Origin of the sequence: Hippea alviniae EP5-r (assembly GCF_000420385.1) — a bacterium.
Taxonomy (GTDB): Bacteria; Campylobacterota_A; Desulfurellia; order Desulfurellales; family Hippeaceae; genus Hippea; species Hippea alviniae.
On record NZ_ATUV01000001.1, the window covers coordinates 346,224 to 368,406 of the forward strand.

At 37.7% G+C, this 22,183-nt stretch carries 24 protein-coding genes; 18 read left to right on the forward strand and 6 right to left on the reverse strand.

All coding sequences use genetic code 11. The annotated features are described in order from the left end of the window. The first annotated feature begins 9 nt into the window (after positions 1-9). Genes hemL through G415_RS0101850 form a run of 5 tightly spaced genes read left to right on the forward strand, consistent with a single transcriptional unit; the run spans position 10 to position 2,963 of the window. Positions 10-1,311 carry a glutamate-1-semialdehyde 2,1-aminomutase gene (hemL, locus tag G415_RS0101830; RefSeq protein ID WP_022669880.1) on the forward strand — a complete coding sequence of 434 codons (1,302 nt, stop codon included), beginning with the start codon at positions 10-12 and terminating at the stop codon, positions 1,309-1,311. Further along, a complete protein-coding gene (locus G415_RS0101835) occupies positions 1,308-1,562 on the forward strand; it encodes an AtpZ/AtpI family protein (RefSeq protein WP_022669881.1) in 255 nt (84 codons plus the stop codon). The genes hemL and G415_RS0101835 overlap by 4 nt, the downstream gene beginning before the upstream one ends. Then, complete coding sequence (locus G415_RS0101840; RefSeq protein ID WP_022669882.1) at positions 1,537-1,890, forward strand: hypothetical protein; 354 nt, start codon at positions 1,537-1,539, stop codon at positions 1,888-1,890. Before G415_RS0101835 ends, G415_RS0101840 begins: the two co-directional genes overlap by 26 nt. Positions 1,891-1,901: 11 nt before the next feature. Next, positions 1,902-2,573 (forward strand): F0F1 ATP synthase subunit A, encoded by a 672-nt coding sequence (atpB, locus tag G415_RS0101845; RefSeq protein WP_022669883.1) that lies wholly within the window; start codon positions 1,902-1,904, stop codon positions 2,571-2,573. Positions 2,574-2,612: 39 nt separating this feature from the next. Continuing rightward, positions 2,613-2,963 (forward strand): ATP synthase subunit c family protein, encoded by a 351-nt coding sequence (locus G415_RS0101850; protein ID WP_022669884.1) that lies wholly within the window; start codon positions 2,613-2,615, stop codon positions 2,961-2,963. 45 nt (positions 2,964-3,008) lie between these two features. On the opposite strand, the gene topA is transcribed toward G415_RS0101850, so the two are convergent. From topA to G415_RS0101865, 3 genes are read right to left on the reverse strand one after another with little or no spacing between them, the layout of a single operon-like run. Then, positions 3,009-5,180, reverse strand: a complete 2,172-nt coding sequence (gene topA, locus G415_RS0101855; RefSeq protein ID WP_022669886.1) for a type I DNA topoisomerase — start codon at positions 5,178-5,180, stop codon at positions 3,009-3,011. 17 nt (positions 5,181-5,197) lie between these two features. Further along, positions 5,198-6,199, reverse strand: a complete 1,002-nt coding sequence (dprA, locus tag G415_RS09455; protein WP_051129528.1) for a DNA-processing protein DprA — start codon at positions 6,197-6,199, stop codon at positions 5,198-5,200. After that, positions 6,186-6,818, reverse strand: coding sequence for a class I SAM-dependent methyltransferase (locus G415_RS0101865; RefSeq protein WP_033378649.1), 633 nt, complete (start codon positions 6,816-6,818; stop codon positions 6,186-6,188). The genes dprA and G415_RS0101865 overlap by 14 nt, the downstream gene beginning before the upstream one ends. A gap of 118 nt (positions 6,819-6,936) precedes the next feature. Between G415_RS0101865 and G415_RS0101870 the strand changes: the two genes are divergently transcribed. The 9 genes from G415_RS0101870 to lysS all read left to right on the forward strand — a co-directional run bounded on the left by G415_RS0101870 (position 6,937) and on the right by lysS (position 13,338). After that, a complete protein-coding gene (locus G415_RS0101870; protein WP_022669887.1) occupies positions 6,937-8,361 on the forward strand; it encodes an aldehyde dehydrogenase family protein in 1,425 nt (474 codons plus the stop codon). A gap of 9 nt (positions 8,362-8,370) precedes the next feature. After that, on the forward strand, positions 8,371-8,871 hold the full coding sequence (locus G415_RS09460; RefSeq protein WP_022669888.1) for an LOG family protein: 501 nt from the start codon (positions 8,371-8,373) through the stop codon (positions 8,869-8,871). 44 nt (positions 8,872-8,915) lie between these two features. After that, complete coding sequence (ubiE, locus tag G415_RS0101880) at positions 8,916-9,596, forward strand: bifunctional demethylmenaquinone methyltransferase/2-methoxy-6-polyprenyl-1,4-benzoquinol methylase UbiE (RefSeq protein WP_022669889.1); 681 nt, start codon at positions 8,916-8,918, stop codon at positions 9,594-9,596. Between the two features lie 13 nt (positions 9,597-9,609). Next, complete coding sequence (locus tag G415_RS0101885; RefSeq protein ID WP_022669891.1) at positions 9,610-9,822, forward strand: hypothetical protein; 213 nt, start codon at positions 9,610-9,612, stop codon at positions 9,820-9,822. Continuing rightward, complete coding sequence (locus tag G415_RS0101890; RefSeq protein WP_022669892.1) at positions 9,800-10,126, forward strand: type II toxin-antitoxin system PemK/MazF family toxin; 327 nt, start codon at positions 9,800-9,802, stop codon at positions 10,124-10,126. Before G415_RS0101885 ends, G415_RS0101890 begins: the two co-directional genes overlap by 23 nt. Before the next feature lie 10 nt (positions 10,127-10,136). Beyond that, positions 10,137-11,229, forward strand: a protein-coding gene (prfB, locus tag G415_RS0101895) for a peptide chain release factor 2 (protein ID WP_155825419.1) whose coding sequence is annotated in 2 segments (ribosomal slippage) — positions 10,137-10,193 and positions 10,195-11,229 — 1,092 coding nt in all. Because the reading frame shifts where the segments join, the coding sequence is not laid out codon by codon here. 1 nt (position 11,230) lies between these two features. Then, on the forward strand, positions 11,231-11,431 hold the full coding sequence (locus tag G415_RS0101900; RefSeq protein WP_022669893.1) for a hypothetical protein: 201 nt from the start codon (positions 11,231-11,233) through the stop codon (positions 11,429-11,431). Next, positions 11,406-11,843 carry a type II toxin-antitoxin system VapC family toxin gene (locus tag G415_RS0101905; RefSeq protein ID WP_081639310.1) on the forward strand — a complete coding sequence of 146 codons (438 nt, stop codon included), beginning with the start codon at positions 11,406-11,408 and terminating at the stop codon, positions 11,841-11,843. Before G415_RS0101900 ends, G415_RS0101905 begins: the two co-directional genes overlap by 26 nt. A gap of 1 nt (position 11,844) precedes the next feature. Further along, the gene (gene lysS / locus G415_RS0101910; protein WP_022669896.1) at positions 11,845-13,338 is read left to right on the forward strand and encodes a lysine--tRNA ligase; all 1,494 of its coding nucleotides are present in this window, start codon (positions 11,845-11,847) and stop codon (positions 13,336-13,338) included. A gap of 27 nt (positions 13,339-13,365) precedes the next feature. On the opposite strand, the gene G415_RS0101915 is transcribed toward lysS, so the two are convergent. The 3 genes from G415_RS0101915 to fbp all read right to left on the reverse strand — a co-directional run bounded on the left by G415_RS0101915 (position 13,366) and on the right by fbp (position 17,123). Beyond that, positions 13,366-14,730 (reverse strand): TrkH family potassium uptake protein, encoded by a 1,365-nt coding sequence (locus G415_RS0101915; protein ID WP_238321437.1) that lies wholly within the window; start codon positions 14,728-14,730, stop codon positions 13,366-13,368. Between the two features lie 68 nt (positions 14,731-14,798). Next, positions 14,799-16,136, reverse strand: a complete 1,338-nt coding sequence (gene trkA / locus G415_RS0101920) for a Trk system potassium transporter TrkA (RefSeq protein ID WP_022669898.1) — start codon at positions 16,134-16,136, stop codon at positions 14,799-14,801. Continuing rightward, a complete protein-coding gene (gene fbp / locus G415_RS0101925; RefSeq protein WP_022669899.1) occupies positions 16,137-17,123 on the reverse strand; it encodes a class 1 fructose-bisphosphatase in 987 nt (328 codons plus the stop codon). 423 nt (positions 17,124-17,546) lie between these two features. Here fbp and G415_RS0101930 point away from each other — a divergent pair, with 423 nt between their 5' ends. The 4 genes from G415_RS0101930 to purB are packed head-to-tail and all read left to right on the forward strand — an operon-like array spanning position 17,547 to position 22,118. Next, positions 17,547-18,338: an ABC transporter permease gene (locus tag G415_RS0101930; protein ID WP_022669900.1), complete on the forward strand. Its 792-nt coding sequence runs from the start codon at positions 17,547-17,549 to the stop codon at positions 18,336-18,338. Then, positions 18,335-19,423, forward strand: a complete 1,089-nt coding sequence (rodA, locus tag G415_RS0101935; RefSeq protein ID WP_022669901.1) for a rod shape-determining protein RodA — start codon at positions 18,335-18,337, stop codon at positions 19,421-19,423. The genes G415_RS0101930 and rodA overlap by 4 nt, the downstream gene beginning before the upstream one ends. After that, entirely contained in the window at positions 19,420-20,826 is a 1,407-nt protein-coding gene (locus tag G415_RS0101940; RefSeq protein WP_022669902.1) for an Rne/Rng family ribonuclease, read from the forward strand. Before rodA ends, G415_RS0101940 begins: the two co-directional genes overlap by 4 nt. After that, positions 20,823-22,118: an adenylosuccinate lyase gene (purB, locus tag G415_RS0101945; protein ID WP_022669903.1), complete on the forward strand. Its 1,296-nt coding sequence runs from the start codon at positions 20,823-20,825 to the stop codon at positions 22,116-22,118. Before G415_RS0101940 ends, purB begins: the two co-directional genes overlap by 4 nt. Positions 22,119-22,183: the final 65 nt, after the last annotated feature.

The window sequence follows — 22,183 nt, forward strand, 5'->3', positions numbered from 1 at the left end:
GGGGCATCAATGTTTGAAAAGAGCAGAAGGCTGTTTGAAGAAGCAAAGAGATACATAGTTGGTGGTGTTAACAGTCCTGTTAGGGCTTTTAAGAATGTTGGAAGAACGCCACTTTTTATAGCAAAGGCTAAAGGTTCTAAGATTTACGATGAAGATGGCAACGAATTTATCGACTATGTAAATAGCTGGGGACCTGCTATCTTAGGCCATGCAGATGATGAAGTGATAGATAAGATAGAAGAAGTTTTGGAGAAGGGTTTTTCGTTTGGTGCTCCCACTATACTCGAAACGGAGATTGCAAAGCGCATTGTAAATGCATTTGACTCTATAGAGCTTGTAAGGTTTGTAAGTTCTGGAACAGAAGCGGCAATGAGTGCTATAAGGCTTGCTCGTGGCGTGACAGGAAGAGACAATATCTTGAAGTTTACAGGGTGTTATCACGGGCATTCGGATAGTCTGCTTGTTGGTGCTGGTTCTGGCTCAAGCACATTTGGTGTTCCTTCAAGTAAAGGTGTTCCAATTGATTTTGCAAAACATACACTGCTTGCCGAGTTTAACGATTTGGATGCTGTTGAAGACATATTCAAAAAGTATGGAAACAGCATTGCTGCTGTGATTGTTGAGCCTGTTGCTGGCAATATGGGTGTTATAAGGCCAGTCGAAGGCTTTTTGGAAGGTTTAAGAAGAGTGTGCGATGATTATGGTGCGATTTTGATTTTTGATGAAGTAATGACGGGTTTCAGGCTGACCTATGGTGGTGCTCAGCATATTTACAATGTAAAACCCGATATAACGATTTTGGGCAAGGTTGTTGGTGGTGGATTTCCGGCTGCGTGTTTTGGAGCGAGAAAAGAGATAATGGAATATTTGGCACCAGAAGGAGAAGTGTATCAGGCAGGAACATTAAGCGGCAACCCTATTGCTATGGCTGCAGGAATAGCAACACTTGACATATTAAAGAGAAAAAATCCATACGAAGAGTTGAATAAAAATACCCAGAAAATCATATCTCGCATCATCGGTCTGGGTGTAGAATATGGAATACCTGTAAGTGGTGAAGCAATTGGCTCGATGTTTAGTATATTTTTCAAGGAAGATAAGCCAAAGAATTACTCCGAAGTCTCAAAAAGCGACCAAAGGCTGTTTACAAACTACTTTATAGGTTTGCTTGAGCGCGGCATATACATACCACCGTCTCAGTTTGAGTCTAATTTTATAACAATTAAACACTCGCTTGCGGATATAGAGAATACGCTTGTTGCTGTTGAAGAAGTGTTTAGAGAGCTTTCAAGTGGAAGATTTTATGTATGAAAAGGGATGAGAGAAGAAAGAAAGTAAAGTTTTACAGAGAGCTTTACGATGCAACAACCGTAGGTTTTAGCGTTGTATTTGCCATTCTTATTGGCGGTGCTTTGGGATATTGGCTTGATAGAAAATACAACTCGCCATACCATTGGCTCTTTTTTCTTTTTCTCTTTTTCGGTATAGCTGCAGGGTTTAAGAATATGTTTTACGGCATTAAGAAGCAGTCAAAGAATGAAGATAACGATAAAAAGACTTGAAATAATCTTTGTAATAGTATATTTTTTAGCAGCGTCGATTTGCTTTTTTCTTTTTTTAAAAACTGACTGTTTGAAGGACAGTCTGGCTGGATTTTTAGTCTCAATAGGAGACTGGTATCTTTTAAAATTTATGGCAAAGAAGTGGTTAAAAAAAGGTAGATATTCACTCTTTGATTCGATGATTAGATTTGCTGTTGTGGGTTTGAGTATCTGGTTTTTGTTGAATCTTGGTTTTGGTGGAGCGGGATTGATATTGGGCATAAGTATCATTCCCTTGTCTTTGATGGGTATCGGAGTTGTAAGCCTATTTAAAAAACTTACAGTGTGAGGTGAAAGGATATGGAAGCACCAACCTTTTTAGACTTTATTATTCATGCAACAGGGTTGCCTGCTTATTTGGTATTTACTTGGTTTGTAATGTTGGTAATTCTTCTTTTGGCATTGATCGTTAGAAGTTCTCTAAAGCTTGTGCCTGAAGGCATACAAAATGTTGCAGAGAGTGTAGTATATGGTGTTTACAGTTTTGTTGAAGACATACTTGGAAAGGAAGAGACGCCAAAACATTTTCCTTTGATAGCAACCTTAGCTATTTTTATATTTTTTGCCAATATAACAGAGCTTATACCGTATTTTGCTCCGCCGACATCAAACTTAAACACAACGCTTTCTATGGCTCTAATCGTATTTGTCTATTATCAATTTTTGGGTATTAAGAAGCACGGTTTTAAGTATATAAAACACTTTATGGGTCCTGTATGGTGGCTTGTGCCACTTATGTTGCCTATTGAGATTATCGGCCATTTTGCGAGAATTATATCGTTATCCGTCAGGTTGTTTGGTAATATCTTTGGCGATGATCTGTTGCTTGCTATTATATTTTTCTTGGCTCCTTGGCTTGTTCCATTGCCAATAATGGGACTTGTTCTATTTGCTGCAAGTCTGCAGGCGTTCATCTTTTTCTTGCTTACGACTCTATACATTGCAGATGCAGTAAGTGAGCCAGAACATTAAGAGTGTAATGTTTTGATTTTATTGTGAGGAGGTGGAGTTATGAAGGGTAAGGTTCTTATGTTGAGTGCACTTGCAGTGCTTGTTGCTTTGCCAGCTTTAGCTGCTGGTGATGCTGCTACTGCTTCTGCTGCTGCCAACCTTGTTCTGAAGAAGTATTACATGTTTGTTGCTATGGGTGGCGCTATCGGTTTGGGCTTGGCAGCTGGCGGTGGTGGAATCGGTCAGGGTCATGCAGTTAACGGAACAGTTCTTGGAACTGCAAGAAATCCGGCTCTTTCCGGTAAACTGCTTACCGTTATGATGATTGGTCTTGCTATGATTGAGTCCTTAGTTATCTACATGCTCGTTATCGTTCTTATTATCTTCTATACGAACCCATTCCACATCTAATTTTGACTCAAAAGACAAAAAGGGGGAGCAAAGTCTCCCCCTTTTTTATTCACCTGTGCTTTCTTCTTCGCAGTAATTACATCCCTTTCTTGCACAACACCACTTGCCTTTTTTCTTTACAAAAAGCGTATAACCACACTCTGGACAGGTTTGGTTTTTGAGCTCTCCGCGAATGGTGAACTTACACTCTGGATAGTTTGAGCATCCGTAAAACTTGCCCTTTTTTGATGAAAACTCTATCAAATCGACACCACACTCTGGACATTTCAAACCCGTTGGAAATGGCTTTGTATTTTTGCATTTTGGGTAGTTAGAACATGCTAAAAATTTTGTCCCTTTCTTTGAGTATTTAACAACCATTGGAGCACCGCACTTATCACACTTTATGTCTGTTATCTCTTCGTTTAATGGCTTTGTATTTTTGCACTTTGGATAGTTGGAGCATGCCAAAAATTTACCGTATCTTCCTTCTCGTATGACCATTGGTGCACCACACAGCTCACACACAATATCCGTTTTTTCGTCTTCAGGCTTTATGCGTTCCATGTTTTGATAAGCATAATCAAGCAGTTCTTTGAATTTATCGTAAAACTTTTTCAAAAGCTCAACCTTGTCTAACTCTTTTTTTGCGATTTTATCTAAGCCTTCTTCCATTTTAGCTGTAAATTTTACATTTATGATGTCTGAGAAGAATTTATCAAGCATCTTGCTTGTTATTATGCCTATCTCCTGCGGATAAAACTTTTTATCCTTTAAAATTACATATCCCCTTTTCTGGATGGTATCGATTATTGTTGCGTATGTTGATGGTCTTCCTATGCCGTGTTTTTCAAGTTCTTTTATTAGTGTTGCTTCTGTGTATCGTGGCGGCGGTTCTGTAAAATGCTGTTTTGCTTTTATGTCTGTGAGTTTTACACTCTGATTCTTCTTAAGTTGCGGAGCTTGTTGCTGCTGAACCTTTGAAAAAGTCCATATTCTTAAAAATCCTTCAAATGTTAACTCTTTAAACGACGCTTTTGCTTCAAAGCTGTCAGATAAAAATGTAATAGATGTGTTTTTAAACTCTGCTGGCTTCATCTGGCTTGCCATAAATCTGCGCCATATCAGGTCATATAACTTGAACTGCTCTTCTGTTAAGTATGGTTTCATCGTCTCGGGCAAAAGGGATGGGTCTGTTGGTCTTATGGCTTCGTGGGCTTCTTGAGCTAATCTTGATTTTGTTTTGTATTCAACGGGTTTGTCTGGCAAATACTCATCTCCTAAGAGCTTTTTTATCAAGTCTCTTGCTGCTTTTTTTGCTTCATCTGCTATGTGTAATGAGTCTGTTCTCATGTATGTGATAAGACCAACTCTCTGGTTTTTTATATCGACACCTTCGTATAGGGATTGTGCTATACGCATTGTTCTTTGAGCTGAGAATCCTAATATGTTTGATGCTGCCATCTGCATTGTGCTCGTTATAAAAGGTGGGTCGGGTTTTTTCGTTGTTTTTGAGCGCGAAATAGACGAGACGATAAAGCTCTCTTTTTTTATTTTTTCAGTAATCTCTTTAGCTTTTTTCTCTGAGTCTATGTCAAACTTGTCTAACTTTTTGCCGTTTACTTTTGTTAGAGTTGACTCTATCGCATTTTCAAAAACAGGATGAATGCTCCAGTATTCTTGTGGTTTGAAGTTTTCTATCTCTTCTTCTCGCTCGACGATGAGTTTTAATGCAACGGATTGAACCCTTCCAGCGCTCAAACCTCTTCTAATTTTTTTTGCTAAGAGTGGAGAAAGTTTATAACCTACTATGCGGTCTAAAATCCTTCGTGCTTCTTGGGAATTGACCATGTCCATGTCTATTTTTCGTGGGTTCTTGATGGCTTCTAATATTGCTTTTTTTGTTATCTCGTGAAATGCAATGCGTTTTACCTTATCTTCGCTAATTTTTGTGGCTTGTGTTATATGCCATCCTATAGCTTCGCCTTCTCTATCTTCGTCTGTTGCTATATAAACGAGTTCTGACTCTTTTGAAAGTTTCTTTAAGGTGTCAACTATGGGTTTTTTCTCCTTGGGAACAACATACTTTGGTTTGAAGTTGTGCTCTATATCGACGCCAAATGAACTTTTAGGTAAATCCCTGATATGGCCATAAGATGCCACAACATTGTAATCTTTACCTAAAAACTTGCCTATGGTTTTTGCTTTGGCTGGTGATTCAACCACTACAAGATTCATTTATCCACCACCTTGTTTTAAATTTTTTCATACTCTCCGTAATCGTTGCGTTTTATCAAACCCTTTAGCTCCAAATCAAATAGAATTTCACTTATCTTGCCTATCTCCATATTGCTTTTTATGGCTAACTCATCTTCTGTTGTGCTGCCTTCCATAAGCTCAAGCACAATTTTCTCATCTTCGTTTAAGTTTGCTGGATTTTCTGCTTCTTTTAGCTCTTCTTTCAGCTCTATATAGAAGTGTTCTAAAATCGTGTTTACATCGATAACAGGAATAGCACCTTCGCTTATTAGTTTGTTTGTGCCTTTACTTCTCTTTGAGAATATCTCACCTGGCACTGAAAATACGGTTTTGCCTTGCTCTATGGTTAATCTTGCCGTAATGAGAGAACCACTTTTGATGTCTGCTTCTATAACGGCTGTCGCCTTTGATAATCCTGCTATTATTCTGTTTCTTGCAGGGAAATTGTATCTATTTGGTGGTTCAAATACACCAAACTCACTTACAAGACAACCCTTTTTCTCTATCTGCTCGTAAAGTTCTCTATTTTTCTCTGGGTATCTTATGCTTAAACCATTGCCTAAAACGGCTATTGTGTATCCGTTGTTTTCAAGTGTTGTTTTGTGTGCTAAAGCGTCTATTCCTAATGCAAGTCCGCTTACGATACTAAATCCACTGTTTACAAGGTAAGATGTAAGATACTTTGCAACCCTTTGCCCATATCCTGAAGGGTATCTTGTTCCAACTATAGCAATTGTTAGCGGGTTTTCTTTTAACTCTCCTTTTACATAAAGCACAATCGGCGGGTAATAAATTTGCCTTAAGCTTTCTGGATAATTTTCATCAAAAAAGCTTATTACTCGAATGTTGTTTTTTTCTATATATTCGAGCTCCTTTTCTATATTTCTCTTTTTTATCTTAAATTTCAGTTTACTGTATATGTCGTTTAAATCTTTATACTCGCTTGGGTCTCTTATGGTTAAACCAGAGAGCAAAACGGCAAGTTCACTTGTTTGCAATGAGCAACCTCACAAGTGATGAGTAATATAGATGCTCTTCAAAGGTTTTAAATCCAAAATCCTTTAGCTTCCTTTTTAAGTCTATTTTTATAAACTCACTTGCTAAAGGACACTCTCCATATTTGAAGACGGCTTTGACAAAAATATTTTTGCTTTCTAAGTCGAACTCGTTGTAATCAAGAATACAAAATTTTCCGCCTTCTTTTAAACTCTCGTATGCGTTTTTTATGATTCTGTTTCTGTCTGAGTCTATAAATCCGTGCAAGACAAATGAGACAAATACGATATCAAACTGGTTTTTGAATGGATGTGGCTTTCGTATGTCGTGGTAAAATATTTTGACATTTTTTCCTTTACATCTTTTCTTCGCCTGTCTTATCATATTTTTGCTCGTATCAAAACCAACAATTAGTCCATCCGTGTAATTCTTCATCAGGCAAATATTCTTAGCTGTTCCAGACCCGAAATCCAAGATCGTATCATTTATAGAGATGTTCATATCTCTTATGACTTTTTCTATAAACTTCTGATATGTAAACCCGCTTATAAGTTGCATTATCTCATCGTAAAAAAGGGCTTCAATACCGTCAATTTCAACTTTACTCAACTTTTTTGCCATTTTTCTCACTCCTTTTTAGTATGCCTACCTTTTATATCGATTTTTTTGAGTTTTTCAAGTTGCAATTTAGTGTTTGAATGTTAAAATTAAGCAAAAATAACCGTTTGGAGGTGCCATAATGAAAGAGTTTAAGACTTACATTGGCGGTGAATGGGTGTCAACCAATAAAACAATTGATGTTATAGACAAATATTCAGGTGAAGTGATAGCAAAAGTGCCAAAAGCAGATAAGAAGCTGGTTGATAAGGCTGTTGATGCTGCAGCTGAAGCATTTGAAGAGTTCAAAAAAATGCCAGCATACCAGCGCAGTGAAATCTTAGAGAAAGCTGCTGATTTGATAAAAGAAAGGTCTGATGAGATAGCAGAGACAATCTGCAGAGAAGCAGGTAAAGCATGGAAATACTCTGTCGGAGAAGTAAACAGGGGATTTGAGACATTCAAGTTTGCAAGTGAAGAAGCAAAAAGGATTCACGGTGAGACCGTGCCTATGGATGCAAGTGCAGGTGGTGTGGGCAGAGTTGGTTATTACATTAGAGTGCCGATGGGTGTCTTAGGCGCTATAACACCGTTTAACTTTCCGTTGAATCTCGTTGCCCACAAGGTTGCACCAGCCATAGCAAGTGGCAATACAATTGTTCTAAAACCAGCATCAAGCACACCCATAACGGCTCTTATCTTGGCTGAGATTTTAGAAGAAGCAGGCTTGCCTAAGGGTGTGTTTAATGTTGTTATAGGGCCTGGGGGAGAGGTTGGTGAATCGTTGGTTACAAACGATAAGGTAAGAAAAATAACATTCACAGGCTCTGCAAAGGTTGGACACAGGCTCACCCAGATTGCAGGCATTAAAAGAATTACACTTGAGCTTGGCAATAACTCTGCAACAATCATTGAAAAGGATGCTGATATAGATAAGGCTATACCGAGATGCGTCGATTCCGCATTTGCAAACTCCGGTCAGGTTTGTATCTCTCTTCAAAGGATCTATGTGCATAAAGATATAGCAGATGAGTTTACTGAAAAGTTTGCAGAAGCAACGAAAAAACTTAAGGTTGGCAATCCTGTTGAAAAAGATACAGACTTAGGCCCTATGATTGATGAGAATGAAGCAAAAAGGGCTGAAGAGTGGATAAAAGAAGCGGTAAATATGGGTGCTGAGCTTGTTGTAGGCGGGAAGAGAGAGGGTAGGGTTTTACAGCCAACGGTCTTGAGAAATACAACCAAGGATATGAGAGTTATGTGTATGGAAGTGTTTGCCCCTATTGTCTCGATTGTTGAGTATGATACATTTGAAGATGCCATTCAGCATGTGAATGATTCCGATTATGGTCTTCAGGCTGGAATTTATACAAACGACATAAGAAAGATTCATTATGCAATAGATAACCTTGATGTTGGCGGTGTAATGATAAACGACACATCAATATTCAGGGTTGACCATATGCCGTATGGCGGCAATAAGATGAGCGGTATAGGTAGGGAAGGCGTGCGTTTTGCAATTGAAGAGATGACGAATATAAAGATGGTGATGATAAATTTGAATTAAGGGTAAAAAATGAAGTGGGCAACGACATTTGGAGCATCAAAAGTAAACGATAAAAAGCTATACGAAGAAGGTGTCGAGCTTGGAAAGTTTCTTGTAAGTCAAGGCTATGCTGTCAAATGCGGCGGATATCAAGGCTTGATGGAAGCCGTAAGTAGAGGCGTAAAAGAAGCAGGCGGAACTGTTGTTGGTGTTGGACTTGAGTATTTCGAAAAACAAAGGCCACAAAATCCGTATCTAACAGAAAAGATTGTTGCAAGGACAATATTTGAAAGGCTTGAGTTGCTTACTAAAGATTCAGAATTATTTGTTGTTCAACAGGGCAGCATAGGAACATTAAACGAGCTATTTTTAGTCTGGGTGTTTAAATACTCTCTTGGCATGGATGTAAGGGTTTGCCTTATTGGCAAACCCTACCTTGCTTTGAGAAATTGTGAGTTTATCGACAAAAAGACACTTGAGCTAATTGAAATATATGAGACATTGGATGAGTTCAAAGTGAGTTTTAACTGAGTTTTGCTTGCTTTATTAAATCTTATCTGTTAAAAAAATAACCTATGTATTTGAGTGAGAAAAACAAGCAGATTGCCGATATGTTCTCATCGATTGCACCGACTTATGACCTTCTCAATCACCTGTTGAGCTTTAATATTGACAAAATCTGGAGAAAAAAAGCAATTAATGAGCTTGAAGGCAGTATGTTTTTAGATGTTGCAACAGGAACGGGTGATGTTGCCATTCAGATAAAAAAACAGATAAAAGATTCTGAAGTTTACGGTGTTGATTTGAGCTTTGAGATGCTGAAGATAGCAAGGAAGAAGGCTAAAAATATTGAGTTTGTCTGTGCTCCTGCTGAAAAGCTGCCTTTTAAGGATAACATGTTCGATGGTATTACGATAGCTTTTGGTTTTAGAAATGTTGTTGATAGGGTGAATGCGTTGTTTGAGTTTAAACGGGTTTTAAGAAGCGGTGGCAAACTTGTGATTTTAGAGTTTAACAGGCCTGTTAATAGGATTTTTGGTGCGTTGTATGAGTTTTACTCCTTTACATTTATGCCGTTTTTGGGTAGGATTATTTCTGGTCATGAAAACGCCTATAGGTATTTGCCATCGTCAATTAGGCGTTTTCCTGATGTTGAGTTTTTAGCTGGTATGATGAGAAGGGTTGGTTTTGAGAATGTTAATTACTTTCCACTCACTTTTGGCGTCTCATTTATTCATGTTGGTATAAAACCTTAAAAAGAAGGAGATGATGGACAAATACAACTGTAAGGTTGAAGTGTTCTTCTGTGGTGATAAGAGCGAGCTTGAAGCGTTTGTTTATGAGCTTAAAAATCTCAACGGTGGGTGGGAAATTGTTATAAACGATTCCAAGGATTGTTGGGATATTATCATGTATAATCGATTCTTTGATGAAGGAGAAGACGAAGATTTGATTATAAATGACGAAGTACTCGTTCGGTGATATAGTAATAATTGGCTTTCCATATACAAATATGAATAGTGCTGTTATGAGGCCTGCTGTTGTGCTTGTTGATACGGGTGATGAAGATGTTATAGTAAGCAAGATAACTTCTCAGAAGCGTGATGTTGACACGGATATGGACATAACAAACTGGCAGAACAAAGGGCTTTTGAGAAAGAGTTATGTAAGACTTTCGAAGATTGCAACACTCAATAGAAGGGATATAAAAAAGAAGATAAGCAGTCTTGACGAAGAAGATATAAAAAAGGCGAAGAGTGTTTTAAGAAAACTTTTCGATTTATAGGGAGGGTAAAATGAGAGAAGAGATCGTTGAGTTGAAGAGCAAAATAGAGAAGCTAAAGGAGTATCTTTGACCCTCCTGCTAAGGAGAAGGAGCTTAAAAAGATTCAAGAAGAATTAGAAAACAGCAGCAACTGGAACGACTATCAGCTTCTTCAGTCGTTAAAGAAAAAGCAAAATACCATAGAAAAGCAGCTTGATACAATTAGAGAGTTGGAAGATGATGTTGAGATGCTGCTTGAGTTGAGCGAATTGGCAGAAGGCGATGAGAGTCTTGCAGATGAGTTAAAGGAGAATATTGAAAATTTAAGAAAAAAGGTTGATGCTGCTGAAGTTGAAGCATTTTTAAGTGGCAAACATGACTCGTCTAACGCTATTATAACGATTCATTCTGGCGCTGGTGGGACAGAAGCCTGCGATTGGGTTTCGATGCTTTTTAGGATGTATTCGATGTGGTGCGATAAAAATGGTTATAAGCTTGAAATAATGGATTTACAGCCAGGTGATGAAGCCGGATACAAGAGCATAACATTTTTGGTTGAAGGAGATAAGGCTTACGGTTATCTAAAAACAGAGCATGGTGTTCATAGACTTGTGAGAATTTCACCGTTTGATGCCAATAAAAGAAGACATACAAGCTTTGCATCTGTTTCTGTTTTACCAGAGATAGCAGAAGACGATACTGAGATTGAAATAAATCCAGCCGATTTGAAGATTGACACATTTAGGGCAAGCGGTGCTGGTGGCCAACATGTAAACAGAACAGACTCTGCGGTAAGGATTACACATATTCCAACGGGTATTGTTGTCAGCTGTCAGAATGAGAGAAGTCAGCATAAGAATAAGGCTTTTGCATTGAAGATATTAAAATCTAAACTGTATCAACTTGAGCAGGAGAAAAAGAGAAAAGAGCTTGAACAGTTGGAAGGCGAAAAGAAAAAGATAGAGTGGGGCAGTCAGATTAGGTCTTATGTTCTGCATCCGTATAAGATGGTTAAAGACCATAGAACGGGTGTTGAGAAGAAGGATATGGCTGCTTTGTCTGTGCTTGATGGTGAAATTGATGATTTTATAAGAGAAGCTTTGAAAGAGAAAGTGGTGGAGTAGTATGGAATTAAGAGATAAGATAAAGAGAGATATAGACTCTCTGAATGAAGATTTATTGTTGGAAGTAGAGAAGTATATAAAAGCTTTAAAATCTGAGAGTTTAAAAGGAAAAAGAGAGTTTGAGACTCTTAATCTTAAAGGCAAGTTTGATGATGTTGATATTAGAAGTTTAGCTTATGAGCAGCAAGACGGTTCTTGTTGACACTAATGTCCTGATATATGCTATCGATTTAGAATCAAGGTTTCATAGTTGTGCGGTGAAATTTTTGTCTAATAGTTCTATTTCTCTTTTTACTACATCTAAGAACATATCGGAGTTTTTGGTTGTCTTGACAAGAAATAGAGAGTTATCTTTGTCCGTAAATGAGTGCTGGAGAGTTTTGAATTCTTTGCTCAAAAACTTTACGATTCTTTACCTTTTTCGTTTTTCTCTCTCTATATTTAAAGAATTAACTGAAAAATATGAACCAAAAGGGTTAAGAATCCATGATGTAGAGATAGCAAGTATTGGAATTTCTTTTGGTGTATCTACAATATTAACAAATAATCCGGCAGACTTTGATTATATTGATGAATTTGTTGTTGAACCTTTATGTAAAAATACGGAGGAATAAAATGGCAGAAACTGAGAACAAGCTTATCCAAAGAAGGATTGAAAAACTTGAAGAGTTAAAAAAGAGCGGTATAGACCCTTACTTTAACGGGTTTGAGCCTGACAGCTTTGCTCAGGATTTGCATGATGAGTTTGACGAAAAAGAACAGGAAGAACTCGAAAAAATAAATAAGCCTGTGAAGGTTGCAGGCAGGATAATGGCATACAGGAGCTTCGGTAAGGCTGGTTTTTTAAAATTAAAGGATTTTACAGGATACATTCAGGTTTATGCTGAAAAGAAAAGCTTGCCAGAAGATGAGTTTAAGCTCTATAAAAAACTTGATATAGGCGACATAATCGGCGTTGAAGGTGTTTTGTTTAAAACAAAAACAGGAGAACTTACAGTAAGAGCAACAAAAATAGTATTCTTAACAAAATCTTTAAGGCCATTGCCTGAGAAGTGGCACGGCTTGAAGGATAAAGAGTTAAGATATAGACAGAGATACCTTGACTTAATTGTTAACGATTCGACGAAAGAGACGATTATAAAGAGATTTAAAATAATCAATGCGATTAGGGAGTTTATGCAGTCTAAAAGGTTTATTGAAGTTGAGACACCGATGCTGCATAAACTCGTAGGTGGTGCTGCTGCAAAGCCGTTTATTACGCATCTTAATGCACTTGATATGACGCTTTATTTAAGAATAGCACCTGAGCTTTATTTGAAAAGGTTGGTTGTTGGCGGACTTGAGCGAGTGTTTGAGATAAACAGAAATTTTAGAAACGAAGGCATGGATTTAAAGCATAATCCAGAGTTTACGATGATGGAGTTCTATATTGCTTACAAGGACTATAAATTTTTGATGGACTTTACTGAAGAGTTGTTTGATTATGTTTTAGATAAAATTGGTATTGAAGATAGAAAGATTGAATATGACGGCAATGTAATTGATTTCTCAAGGCCCTGGAAACGCATAGATTTCTATGAAGGTTTAAAAGAGATTGGCGGTGTATCAGATGAGATAATAAACGATAGAAAAAAAGCATTCAAGCTTGCCAAAGAACTTGAGAAAAAGGTTGATGAGAATACATCTCATGAGAAGATTTTGGCTGAGATATTCGATGCTTTGGTTGAACCTAAGCTTATCAATCCAACATTTGTTTATGGCTATCCTGTTGCTATATCACCACTTGCAAAAAGAAATAGGGAAAATCCAAATATAACCGATAGGTTTGAGCTGTTTATTGGAGCGATGGAAGTTGCAAACGCATTTAGCGAGCTTAACGACCCATTTGACCAGAAAGAGAGATTTTTAAAACAGCTCGAAGAGAGAAAAAAGGGTGATGAAGAAGCATCAATGTATGATGCTGATTACATCAGAGCACTTGAGTATGGTTTGCCGCCAACAGCTGGTGAAGGTATAGGAATAGACAGGGTTGTTATGCTTCTAACAGGTAATCCTTCAATCAGGGATGTTATTCTATTTCCACTTATGAAAGATAAAGAGGAAGAGTAATCCCGCAGGCCGAGTTTTCGGTCTGCTCTATTTTTTCCAAAAGGCTGTTGAAAAAAGAACAAACACGGTGTAAATCTCAAGCCTTCCCACAAGCATCGCAAAGCTTAAAATCCACTTCACAATCGACGGAAGCCAAGCATAGTTATCTGTTGGACCAACCATTCCAAAGCCAGGCCCTATGTTGCCGAGTGTTGCCGCAGATGCAGAAAGAGATGTCAAGATATCAACACCAAAAAGTGATACGGCTAAAGCAATTGTTAAAAATGTTGCCATATAAAGAAAGAAAAAACCGGCTGTTGAGTAAATCATGTTTTTTCTTATGTGTTGCCCGTTTAATCTCAGTGTAAATACTCCTTTTGGGTGAATATTGTATTTAAGCTCGTTTATTGCCTGTTTTGTAAGCGTATATACCCTTATAACTTTTATACTTCCACCTGTTGAGCCTGCACATCCACCGATAAACATAAGCAGAAATAAAATCATCTGTGCTGCTGGTTTCCACTTCTCGTAATCTGCCGTTACATAGCCCGTTGTTGTCATAATTGAAACAACCTGAAATGCACTGAATCTTAAAGAGTTGAAGAAGTCTTTGTAAATAGGCAAGTTGAATATAGTCACAATAAAAACAGCAATGATTATGATGAGCGTATAAGCTTTAAGCTCTTCATCTTTCAATGAGCTGAACTTTCCTGTTAGAAGCTTGAAGTGTATGGCAAAGTTTGCACCAGCAATAAACATAAAAATCGTTATAACCCAATCTATGTAAGCTGAATGAAAAAATGCGACACTTGAGTTTTTTGGTGAGAATCCACCTGTTGCCATTGTTCCAAATGTGTGGGTTAATGCATCAAATAAGTCCATTCCACCAGCAAGCAGAAGAACCGTCTCGATAGCACTCAGCAAGATATATGTAAACCATAGATACTTTGCCGTCTCAGTTATGCGTGGTGATATTTTTTCAACAGAAGGGCCAGGTGCTTCAGCTTTTATCAGTTTCATACCGCCAACGCCTAAGATTGGCAGTATGGCAACTGTCAATACAACAATTCCCATTCCACCAAGCCAATGTGTTAAAGAACGCCAGAAGAGAAGAGATTTAGGTAAAGCTTCTATGTCTTCTAAGATCGATGCACCTGTGGTTGTAAACCCAGACATAGTTTCAAAAAACGCATCTGTGAAGTCTAAGTGGCCTATAAGCATGTATGGAAGACTGCCGAAAGCCGATACGACTATCCAGCTTAATGTAACAAGCAAAAATCCTTCCTTTCTGTTTAGCTCTTTTGGTGCATCTTTGGTTAAGATAATTCCAGTGAAGCCTAAAATAACACCAAATGCTATAATTTCTAAAAACTTAGGCCACTGGTTGTCTTTGTAATAAAACGAGAAAGCCACAGATGAAAGCATAAAGATACTTGTGAGACTTATCAATATACTCAAAAAGCGAATAATAAGCTTGATTCTCATATTATCTGTTCAATCTGCGGGATGTGCTCTTTCTTTGTAAAAATAACCATTCTGTCGTTCTCTTTTATTATGAAACTGCCGTCTGGGATTATGTTCTGGTTGTCTCTGTTTACTGCGATGATTAGGCTTCCCTTTGGGAGTTTTACATCCTTTATTGCCCTGTTTGAAAGCTTTGAGTGTTCAGACACGGAAAACTCCAATGCTTCGGCTTCTCCGCCAAAGATTGAATACACACCCAATATTTTGCCCTTTCTTATAAATCTTAAAATGCTGTTTACTGTCGTTAGTTTTGGACTTATAACGGCGTCAACATTGAGTTTGTTTGCCATCAAAATATAGTTTGTCTTATCAAGCAGAGCAATTGACCTTTTTGTCCCTATGTTTTTTGCATAAATTGCCGATAGAAGGTTTACTTCTTCGTTGTCTGTTGTTGTTATTACAACATCAAAATCGCCTATGTTTTCTTCTTCAAACAGTTCTGCATCGTCTGCATATCCGTGAATTACGGTTGCCTTTGGACATAAGTTTGATACGACCTTGCATCTTTCATAATCCTTATCTATTATCTTTATGTTTCTCTTTTTGCCTTTTAGTCCCTTTGCAGCCATTAAGCCTATGTCTCCTGCGCCGAAAATGGCTATGTCTTTTATCTTGATTGCACCTTTTCCTGCTATCTCAACTATATCGTTTATGGTCTCTTGTTTTGCCACAATATAGACATAGTCGCCTTCTTTGACGACAGTCTGACCGCCCGGTATTATCAGCTCTTCGTTTTCACGCTTTATTCCGGCTATTATGAAGTTTCTGTTAATTGAGTTTTTTATCTCAAAAATTGATTTGTCCTTTAATGGTGAGTTGTCGTCGATGTGAATTCCACGCATCTGTATGTCTATGCCGAATATTATAACATCGCTTGAAGCACCAAAGTTAACCGTGTTTACAATGGATTTTGCAGCTTCAACTTCAGGGTTTATGACAAAGTCTATGCCTATCTTCTTGAATGACGGCATTTGGCTTTCTGAATATTGTATGTTTCTTAATCTGACAATCTTTTTAGAGACATTGAAGTGTTGGGCTACGACAAAGCAGCTGATCATGTTTACTTCGTCTGAGTTTGTTACGGCTATGAACATGTCTGCTCTGTCGCAGCCTGCTTTTTTTAATGTCTCTATATCTGTTGCTTCACCCTGAAGAACGAGACAGTCCAAATGCTCGTTGGCAAATGCAGCTTTATCGGCATCTTTCTCTATGATTGAGACATTCTTTTTCTCTTCGCTTAGCTGTTTGGCTATATGAAAACCAACTCCGCCTGCACCTGCTATTACAACATTCATTTATCCGTATTTTTCTCTAAACTCTAAGTATTTTTCAACTTCATATTTGGAGCCGATTATCAACGGAACCCTTTGGTGTAAGCTCTCTGGCTGTATCTCTAAAATTCTCTGTTTTCCATCTGTTGCCATACCACCTGCATTTTCTATTATGAATGCCATCGGGTTTGCTTCGTATAGGAGTCTTAATTTGCCGTTTTTGTTTTTTGAGTCTTCAGGGTATAAGAAGATACCGCCTTTGAGAAGGTTTCTGTGGAAGTCTGCAACAAGAGAGCCAATCCATCTGAGCGTGTATTGTCTGTCTGGGTGCTGTTTTATGAAGTTTACAAACTCCTGAATGCCCTTTGCCCATCTGAAATAGTTCGACTCGTTTATGCTGTAAATCTTTCCGTATTCGGGTATTTTAATATTTGGATGGGAAAGCAAGAACTCACCAACACTTGGGTCGAGTGTAAATCCGTTTACGCCGTGTCCTGTTGTATAGACAAACATTGTGCTTGAACCATAGATTACATATCCTGCACATACAAGGTTTTTGCCTGCCTGCATAAGCGACTTCTTGCAGTCTGAATCATCAAGCCTTTTGTATATGCCAAATATCGTTCCGATGCTTACATTGACATCGATGTTGCTTGAACCGTCAAGTGGATCGAATACGACAGCGTATTTTCCTTCTAAACTTTTATCACTTACAGGCAGCATATCTTCTATCTCTTCACTTGCCATTGCACACACTTTACCTGTCGGGTCGAGTGCGCTTACAATCTGTTCGTTCGAATACACATCCAACTTCTGCTGCTTTTCTCCGTGCACATTTTCTGTTCCAACTGCGCCAAGTATGTTTACAAGCCCTGCTTTGTTTACTTCTCTTGATATGATTTTTGCTGCAAATGCTATCTGTTCCAAGATTAGTGTGAAATCACCAACAGCTTCTGGGTGTTTTCTCTGCTCTTCCAAGATAAACCTACTTAGGCTTATTGCTTCGGACATATTCACCTCCTTCTTTTTTAATTTTAAAAAAATATTATCATTGGAGTTGAGTTTTATCAAATAAATAAAAATGAGTGTGGGCCTCTCCTTGTCGTGGGCTTGTTGAAGCGGGCTCAAAAGGAGGCCAAAAGAGAGGAAAGTTGAAAAGGTGAGGCAGTTGGCCTTACGGCCCTATGAAGGCAGGCTTCCACCCCCACACTCGACGGGAAAGTTTAATAAAAAGAACTGAAAAGTCAAGTATTTTTATGAAAAAATTTTAAAAAACTTATGAAATTAGCTGGCTTTGGTTTGGTGATGAGTTTTTTAGAGATAGTGAATTTTACTTTATTTTCTCTAAAATCCTAAAAGTTCAATATATGAAACAAATGTGAACATTATCATATTCCTTTGAAAAAGCTCACTCTTTTTGATAATTTTTAAACTGTGAAAGCAAAAAGGGATGTTCTTTTCTGGTTTAGTTTATCGTTTATATTGATTGTGTTTCTGAGTGCTATTTTTGCCAACTATATAGCACCTTACAGTCCTTATGCTATAGACCCAAACGCCATTTTAAAGCCACCGAGCTGGCATCATTTGTTTGGAACTGACAGAATTGGAAGGGATGTGTTTTCAAGGGTTATTTATGCAAGCAGAATCTCTATATCTGTGTCGCTCATAGCTGTTGTTATTTCAACAAGTATAGGCGTGATTTATGGTGCGGTAAGCGGGTATTTTGGCGGATTGATTGATACAATAATGATGCGATTTGTCGATATAATGCTGACATTCCCTGTATTTTTTCTTATTTTGGCCATTGTTGTGGTCTTAGGTCCAAACATATTTAATGTTATGATTGTTATAGGTTTGACGGGTTGGATGGGTATAGCACGAATTGTAAGAGCTGAAGCTTTAAAGATTAGGGAGTTTGGTTATGTAAAAGCTGCCAAGTTGCTCGGAAAAAGTGATTTGTATATTCTGTTTAGGCATATCATACCAAATGCCATATCACCAGTTATAGTCTATGCCACGCTTGGTGTCGGTTCTGCTATTCTTTCTGAATCTGCCCTGTCTTTCTTAGGGCTTGGAGTTCAGCCACCAACGGCAAGCTGGGGCTCTATTCTATCTGAAGGTAAAGATGTTATTCAGGTTGCCTGGTGGATGAGCTTCTTTGCAGGTGTTGTGATATTTCTTACTGTTATTTCGTTTACGGTTATCGGAGAAAAGCTCAAAAAATGATTTTTCAAATAAATCCTAAACGGTTTAAATACTTTGATTATCCGCTATTCTTGAGCGTTGTTTTTATTTCTCTTGTTGGGATTTTGACTATCTCGACAACGACAAAGGGTGATGCTTTTGCAATAAAGCAATCCATTTGGGTTTTATCAGGCATAATTGTTTCGCTTGTTGTTTCTCATATAGATACGCGATATGTCAAAAGAAGTGCAACGATTATATATCTATTTTCTCTGTTTTTACTTGTTCTTGTTTTTGTAAATGGCGTTTTAAGTCATGGAGCGAGAAGGTGGATAGCCATAGGTTGGGTTCACCTTCAGCCTTCTGAATTTATAAAAATAGCTGTAGTGCTGATGTTAGCTTCTTATTTTGATGAGAATCCCAAACCGGGTCGTTATGAGTTTAAAGACCTTATATATCCTGCTTTAATTGTTGCACTGCCGGCTATTTTTATTCTTAAACAGCCAGACCTTGGGACTTCTGTTATCGTTGCAGTTATAGCTGTTGTTATATTTTTGAGCGTTGGATTGAGAAAATCGCTGATTGTTAAAGGGTTTGCTTTGGCTTTGATTCTAATTCCGTTTGCCTGGTCTAATTTGAAGCCTTATCAAAAGGATAGGATAATGGGATTTTTAGACCCATACAGTGCACCTACGACTTATGGGTACAACACAATTCAGTCTGAGATAGCCATAGGTTCTGGCAAACTTATAGGTCTTGGTGTTGAAAATGTCGGTAAGAGTCAGTTGAGCTTTATTCCAGAAAGTCATACAGACTTTATCTTCTCTGTTTTTAGTGAGCAGTGGGGGTTTGTTGGTGATATCGTTCTGCTTTTTCTTTATGCCGTTGTGTTTTTTAGGGCTATTGCTATCGTTAAGCATTCAACAAATGATTTTGATAGAATAGCGGCATTGGGTATAATAACATACCTGTGGATTTCGGTTGTATTCAACATTGGAATGACGGTTGGGCTTTTACCTGTTGTTGGTGTTCCACTCGTGTTTTTTAGTTATGGTGGAAGTTCTATGATTACAGCCTATTTTGCCATTGGAATTTTGCTTGCAATAAGGTATAAAAACAAGCTATGAAACGGTTGGTAATCTCTTCTGACCCATTTGTTGTTAAAGCTGCACTTATTGAGAATGGTAAACTTGCAACCCTTGTCATAAAGAGAAAAACATATTCAAACGACGCCGTTGTGGGAAATGTGTATAAAGGAATTATTAAAGATGTTGTTCCCAATATTGGAGCTGCATTTGTTGAGATAGGATTGGATAAAAAGGCTTTTATGTGTATAGATTCGCACTGCATTGATAACATAAGAAGCAACGGTATAAACATAAAAGAAGGAGAAGAAGTCCTTGTTCAGGTTTATAAGCCTATAGTTTCAAGCAAGGGAGCAAAGGTTACGCCAAACATTACCATTGCTGGCAACTATCTTGTTCTTTTAAGAAACAGCAATTTTATAGGTGTATCTAAGCATATAGAAGACAAGGCTAAATCTAAGTGGCTAAGAAATTTTCTGTCTAATTTAAGGGAAGATAATATTGGTTTTATAGCAAGAACGGCATCAAGATTTGCAGCAGAAGATGAGCTTGTAAGAGAAGCTGAGTATTTAAAGTCTATAAATAGAGAGATTAGTCAAAAGTTTGCAACTGCCAAGGCACCTGCTTTGATTTACGAAGAGCCGCAGCTTCCTATAAGGGTTATTCGTGAGTATTGCGATTATACAACTGATGAGATTGTTTTTGATGATGCTGATGTCTATAAGAAAACAAAGGATTACCTGAACATAACATCGAACAGATGTGCTGATAGGGTTGCTTTATATGAAGGTGATAAGCCTATATTTGAATATTTTGGCATAATGGACGAGATAAAAAATTTACAAAGCAATGTTGTTCATCTTAAAAGCGGTGGTTATCTGATTATAGAAAAAACCGAAGCATTTTTCGCAATTGATGTGAACTCTGGCAGTTATCATTATCATACAGATGAACCAGAAGAGTCTATATTCAGGATAAATCTTGAAGCGGCTTATGAAATATTCAAGCAGATTAACTTGCGTGATTTGGGTGGTTTGATTATTGTTGATTTTATAGACATGTCAAGTAAAGAACATATAGAGAGGCTTCAAGATGTTCTATTTAAACTTGCAAAAAACGACAAAAGAAAGACCTATGTGAGTAAAATGAGTGAGCTTGGAGTAATTGAAATATCGAGAAGAAAAAGTAATACAGACATATTCGATGAGATGTTCGATAAATGCCCAGACTGCTATAACGGTGGATTGGTTAAAAGTATTCCGCTTGTCTGTTCTGAAATTTACGAAAAAATTAAATATTCAAACAAGAAGAGATTTAGACTAAAGGCACCGTTAAGCGTCGTTGAGCATTTTAAGGCTTATATGCCTAATTGGAATAAGCATATAGAGTTTATAACAACTCACAGCTGTAATGTTGAAGACTATACTTTAGAGGTGTTGCCATGATAAGAAGGTATACAAGAGAAGAGATGGGAAAACTGTGGACTGAAGAAGCTAAGTTTTCTCGATGGCTTGAAGTTGAGATAGCTGTGTGTGAAGGTTGGGAGCACATAGGTGCTATTCCAAAAGGAACAGCTGATAAAATTAGGAAAAACGCAAAATTTGATATAAATAGGATTGACGAGATAGAGAAGACAACAAGACACGATGTTGTGGCTTTTTTGGAAAATGTTAAAGAGAGTCTTGGTGAAGAAGGTGATTATCTGCATTTCGGTATAACATCGTCAGACACGATAGATACCGCAATGGCTTTGGCTTTGAAGCGCTCGGCAGAGATTCTGATTGATGATATTAAAGAGGTACTGAAAACCTTAAAGGAAAGGGCTTTTGAGTTTAAGGATACTCTGATGATAGGTAGGTCTCACGGCATTCATGGTGAACCTATCAGTTTTGGCTTTGTTCTTGCACTTTGGTATGCTGAGATGAAACGTAACCTAAAGAGAATGGAAGAGGCAAAAGAGATTATCTCATACGGCAAGATATCAGGTTCTATGGGAACATTTGCCAATGTGCCGATTGAAGTCGAAGAGTATGCATGTAAAAAGCTCGGGCTTAAGCCAGCTCCAGTTTCAAGTCAGATAATTCAGCGTGATAGATACGCTCAATACATGACGACTCTTGCTATTATCGCTTCAACGATAGAGAAGATAGCAACCCAGATAAGGCACTATCAGAGAACAGAAGTTAGAGAAGCTGAAGAGTTTTTTCACAAAGGACAGAAGGGTTCTTCTTCCATGCCACATAAGAGAAACCCTGTGTTGAGTGAGAATTTATGTGGTCTTTCAAGGCTTGTTAGGTCAAACAGTATTGCTGCCCTTGAGAATGTCGCTTTGTGGCATGAAAGGGATATAAGCCACTCGTCGAACGAGAGAATAATTTTGCCAGACTCGAACATAGCGCTTGATTTTATGCTTTTTAGACTCAATAATGTGTTAAAAAATCTTGTAATTTACAAAGACAATATGATTAAAAACCTGAACTTGACAAGGGGTGTTATATACTCACAAAGGATAATGTTAAGACTTGTTGAAAAAGGTGCAGATAAGATTGAAGCATACGAAGCCGTGCAGAAGAATGCTATGGATTCGTGGGAAAATGAGAAGGATTTTAAAGAGTTGATTGCTAATGATAGTTTCGTTAAAAAATATTTAACTTCTTCTGACATAGATGAGTGCTTTAATCCACGCTATTACATAAGGAGAATGAATGATATATTCAAAAGAGTTTTTGACGATTAATTTTTAATTTAGTAAAATTTTATCCAACAATTAAATTTTAAAGCTTGAATGGAAGGGGAACTAAG

Coding starts and splice junctions, on each gene's coding strand:
- hemL (WP_022669880.1), top strand. CDS start 10: ATGTTTGAAAAGAGCAGAAGGCTGTTTGAAGAAGCAAAGAGATACATA.
- G415_RS0101835 (WP_022669881.1), top strand. CDS start 1,308: ATGAAAAGGGATGAGAGAAGAAAGAAAGTAAAGTTTTACAGAGAGCTT.
- G415_RS0101840 (WP_022669882.1), top strand. CDS start 1,537: ATGAAGATAACGATAAAAAGACTTGAAATAATCTTTGTAATAGTATAT.
- atpB (WP_022669883.1), top strand. CDS start 1,902: ATGGAAGCACCAACCTTTTTAGACTTTATTATTCATGCAACAGGGTTG.
- G415_RS0101850 (WP_022669884.1), top strand. CDS start 2,613: ATGAAGGGTAAGGTTCTTATGTTGAGTGCACTTGCAGTGCTTGTTGCT.
- topA (WP_022669886.1), bottom strand. CDS start 5,180: ATGAATCTTGTAGTGGTTGAATCACCAGCCAAAGCAAAAACCATAGGC.
- G415_RS0101865 (WP_033378649.1), bottom strand. CDS start 6,818: ATGGCAAAAAAGTTGAGTAAAGTTGAAATTGACGGTATTGAAGCCCTT.
- G415_RS0101870 (WP_022669887.1), top strand. CDS start 6,937: ATGAAAGAGTTTAAGACTTACATTGGCGGTGAATGGGTGTCAACCAAT.
- G415_RS09460 (WP_022669888.1), top strand. CDS start 8,371: ATGAAGTGGGCAACGACATTTGGAGCATCAAAAGTAAACGATAAAAAG.
- ubiE (WP_022669889.1), top strand. CDS start 8,916: ATGTATTTGAGTGAGAAAAACAAGCAGATTGCCGATATGTTCTCATCG.
- G415_RS0101885 (WP_022669891.1), top strand. CDS start 9,610: ATGGACAAATACAACTGTAAGGTTGAAGTGTTCTTCTGTGGTGATAAG.
- G415_RS0101890 (WP_022669892.1), top strand. CDS start 9,800: ATGACGAAGTACTCGTTCGGTGATATAGTAATAATTGGCTTTCCATAT.
- G415_RS0101900 (WP_022669893.1), top strand. CDS start 11,231: ATGGAATTAAGAGATAAGATAAAGAGAGATATAGACTCTCTGAATGAA.
- G415_RS0101905 (WP_081639310.1), top strand. CDS start 11,406: ATGAGCAGCAAGACGGTTCTTGTTGACACTAATGTCCTGATATATGCT.
- lysS (WP_022669896.1), top strand. CDS start 11,845: ATGGCAGAAACTGAGAACAAGCTTATCCAAAGAAGGATTGAAAAACTT.
- trkA (WP_022669898.1), bottom strand. CDS start 16,136: ATGAATGTTGTAATAGCAGGTGCAGGCGGAGTTGGTTTTCATATAGCC.
- fbp (WP_022669899.1), bottom strand. CDS start 17,123: ATGTCCGAAGCAATAAGCCTAAGTAGGTTTATCTTGGAAGAGCAGAGA.
- rodA (WP_022669901.1), top strand. CDS start 18,335: ATGATTTTTCAAATAAATCCTAAACGGTTTAAATACTTTGATTATCCG.
- G415_RS0101940 (WP_022669902.1), top strand. CDS start 19,420: ATGAAACGGTTGGTAATCTCTTCTGACCCATTTGTTGTTAAAGCTGCA.
- purB (WP_022669903.1), top strand. CDS start 20,823: ATGATAAGAAGGTATACAAGAGAAGAGATGGGAAAACTGTGGACTGAA.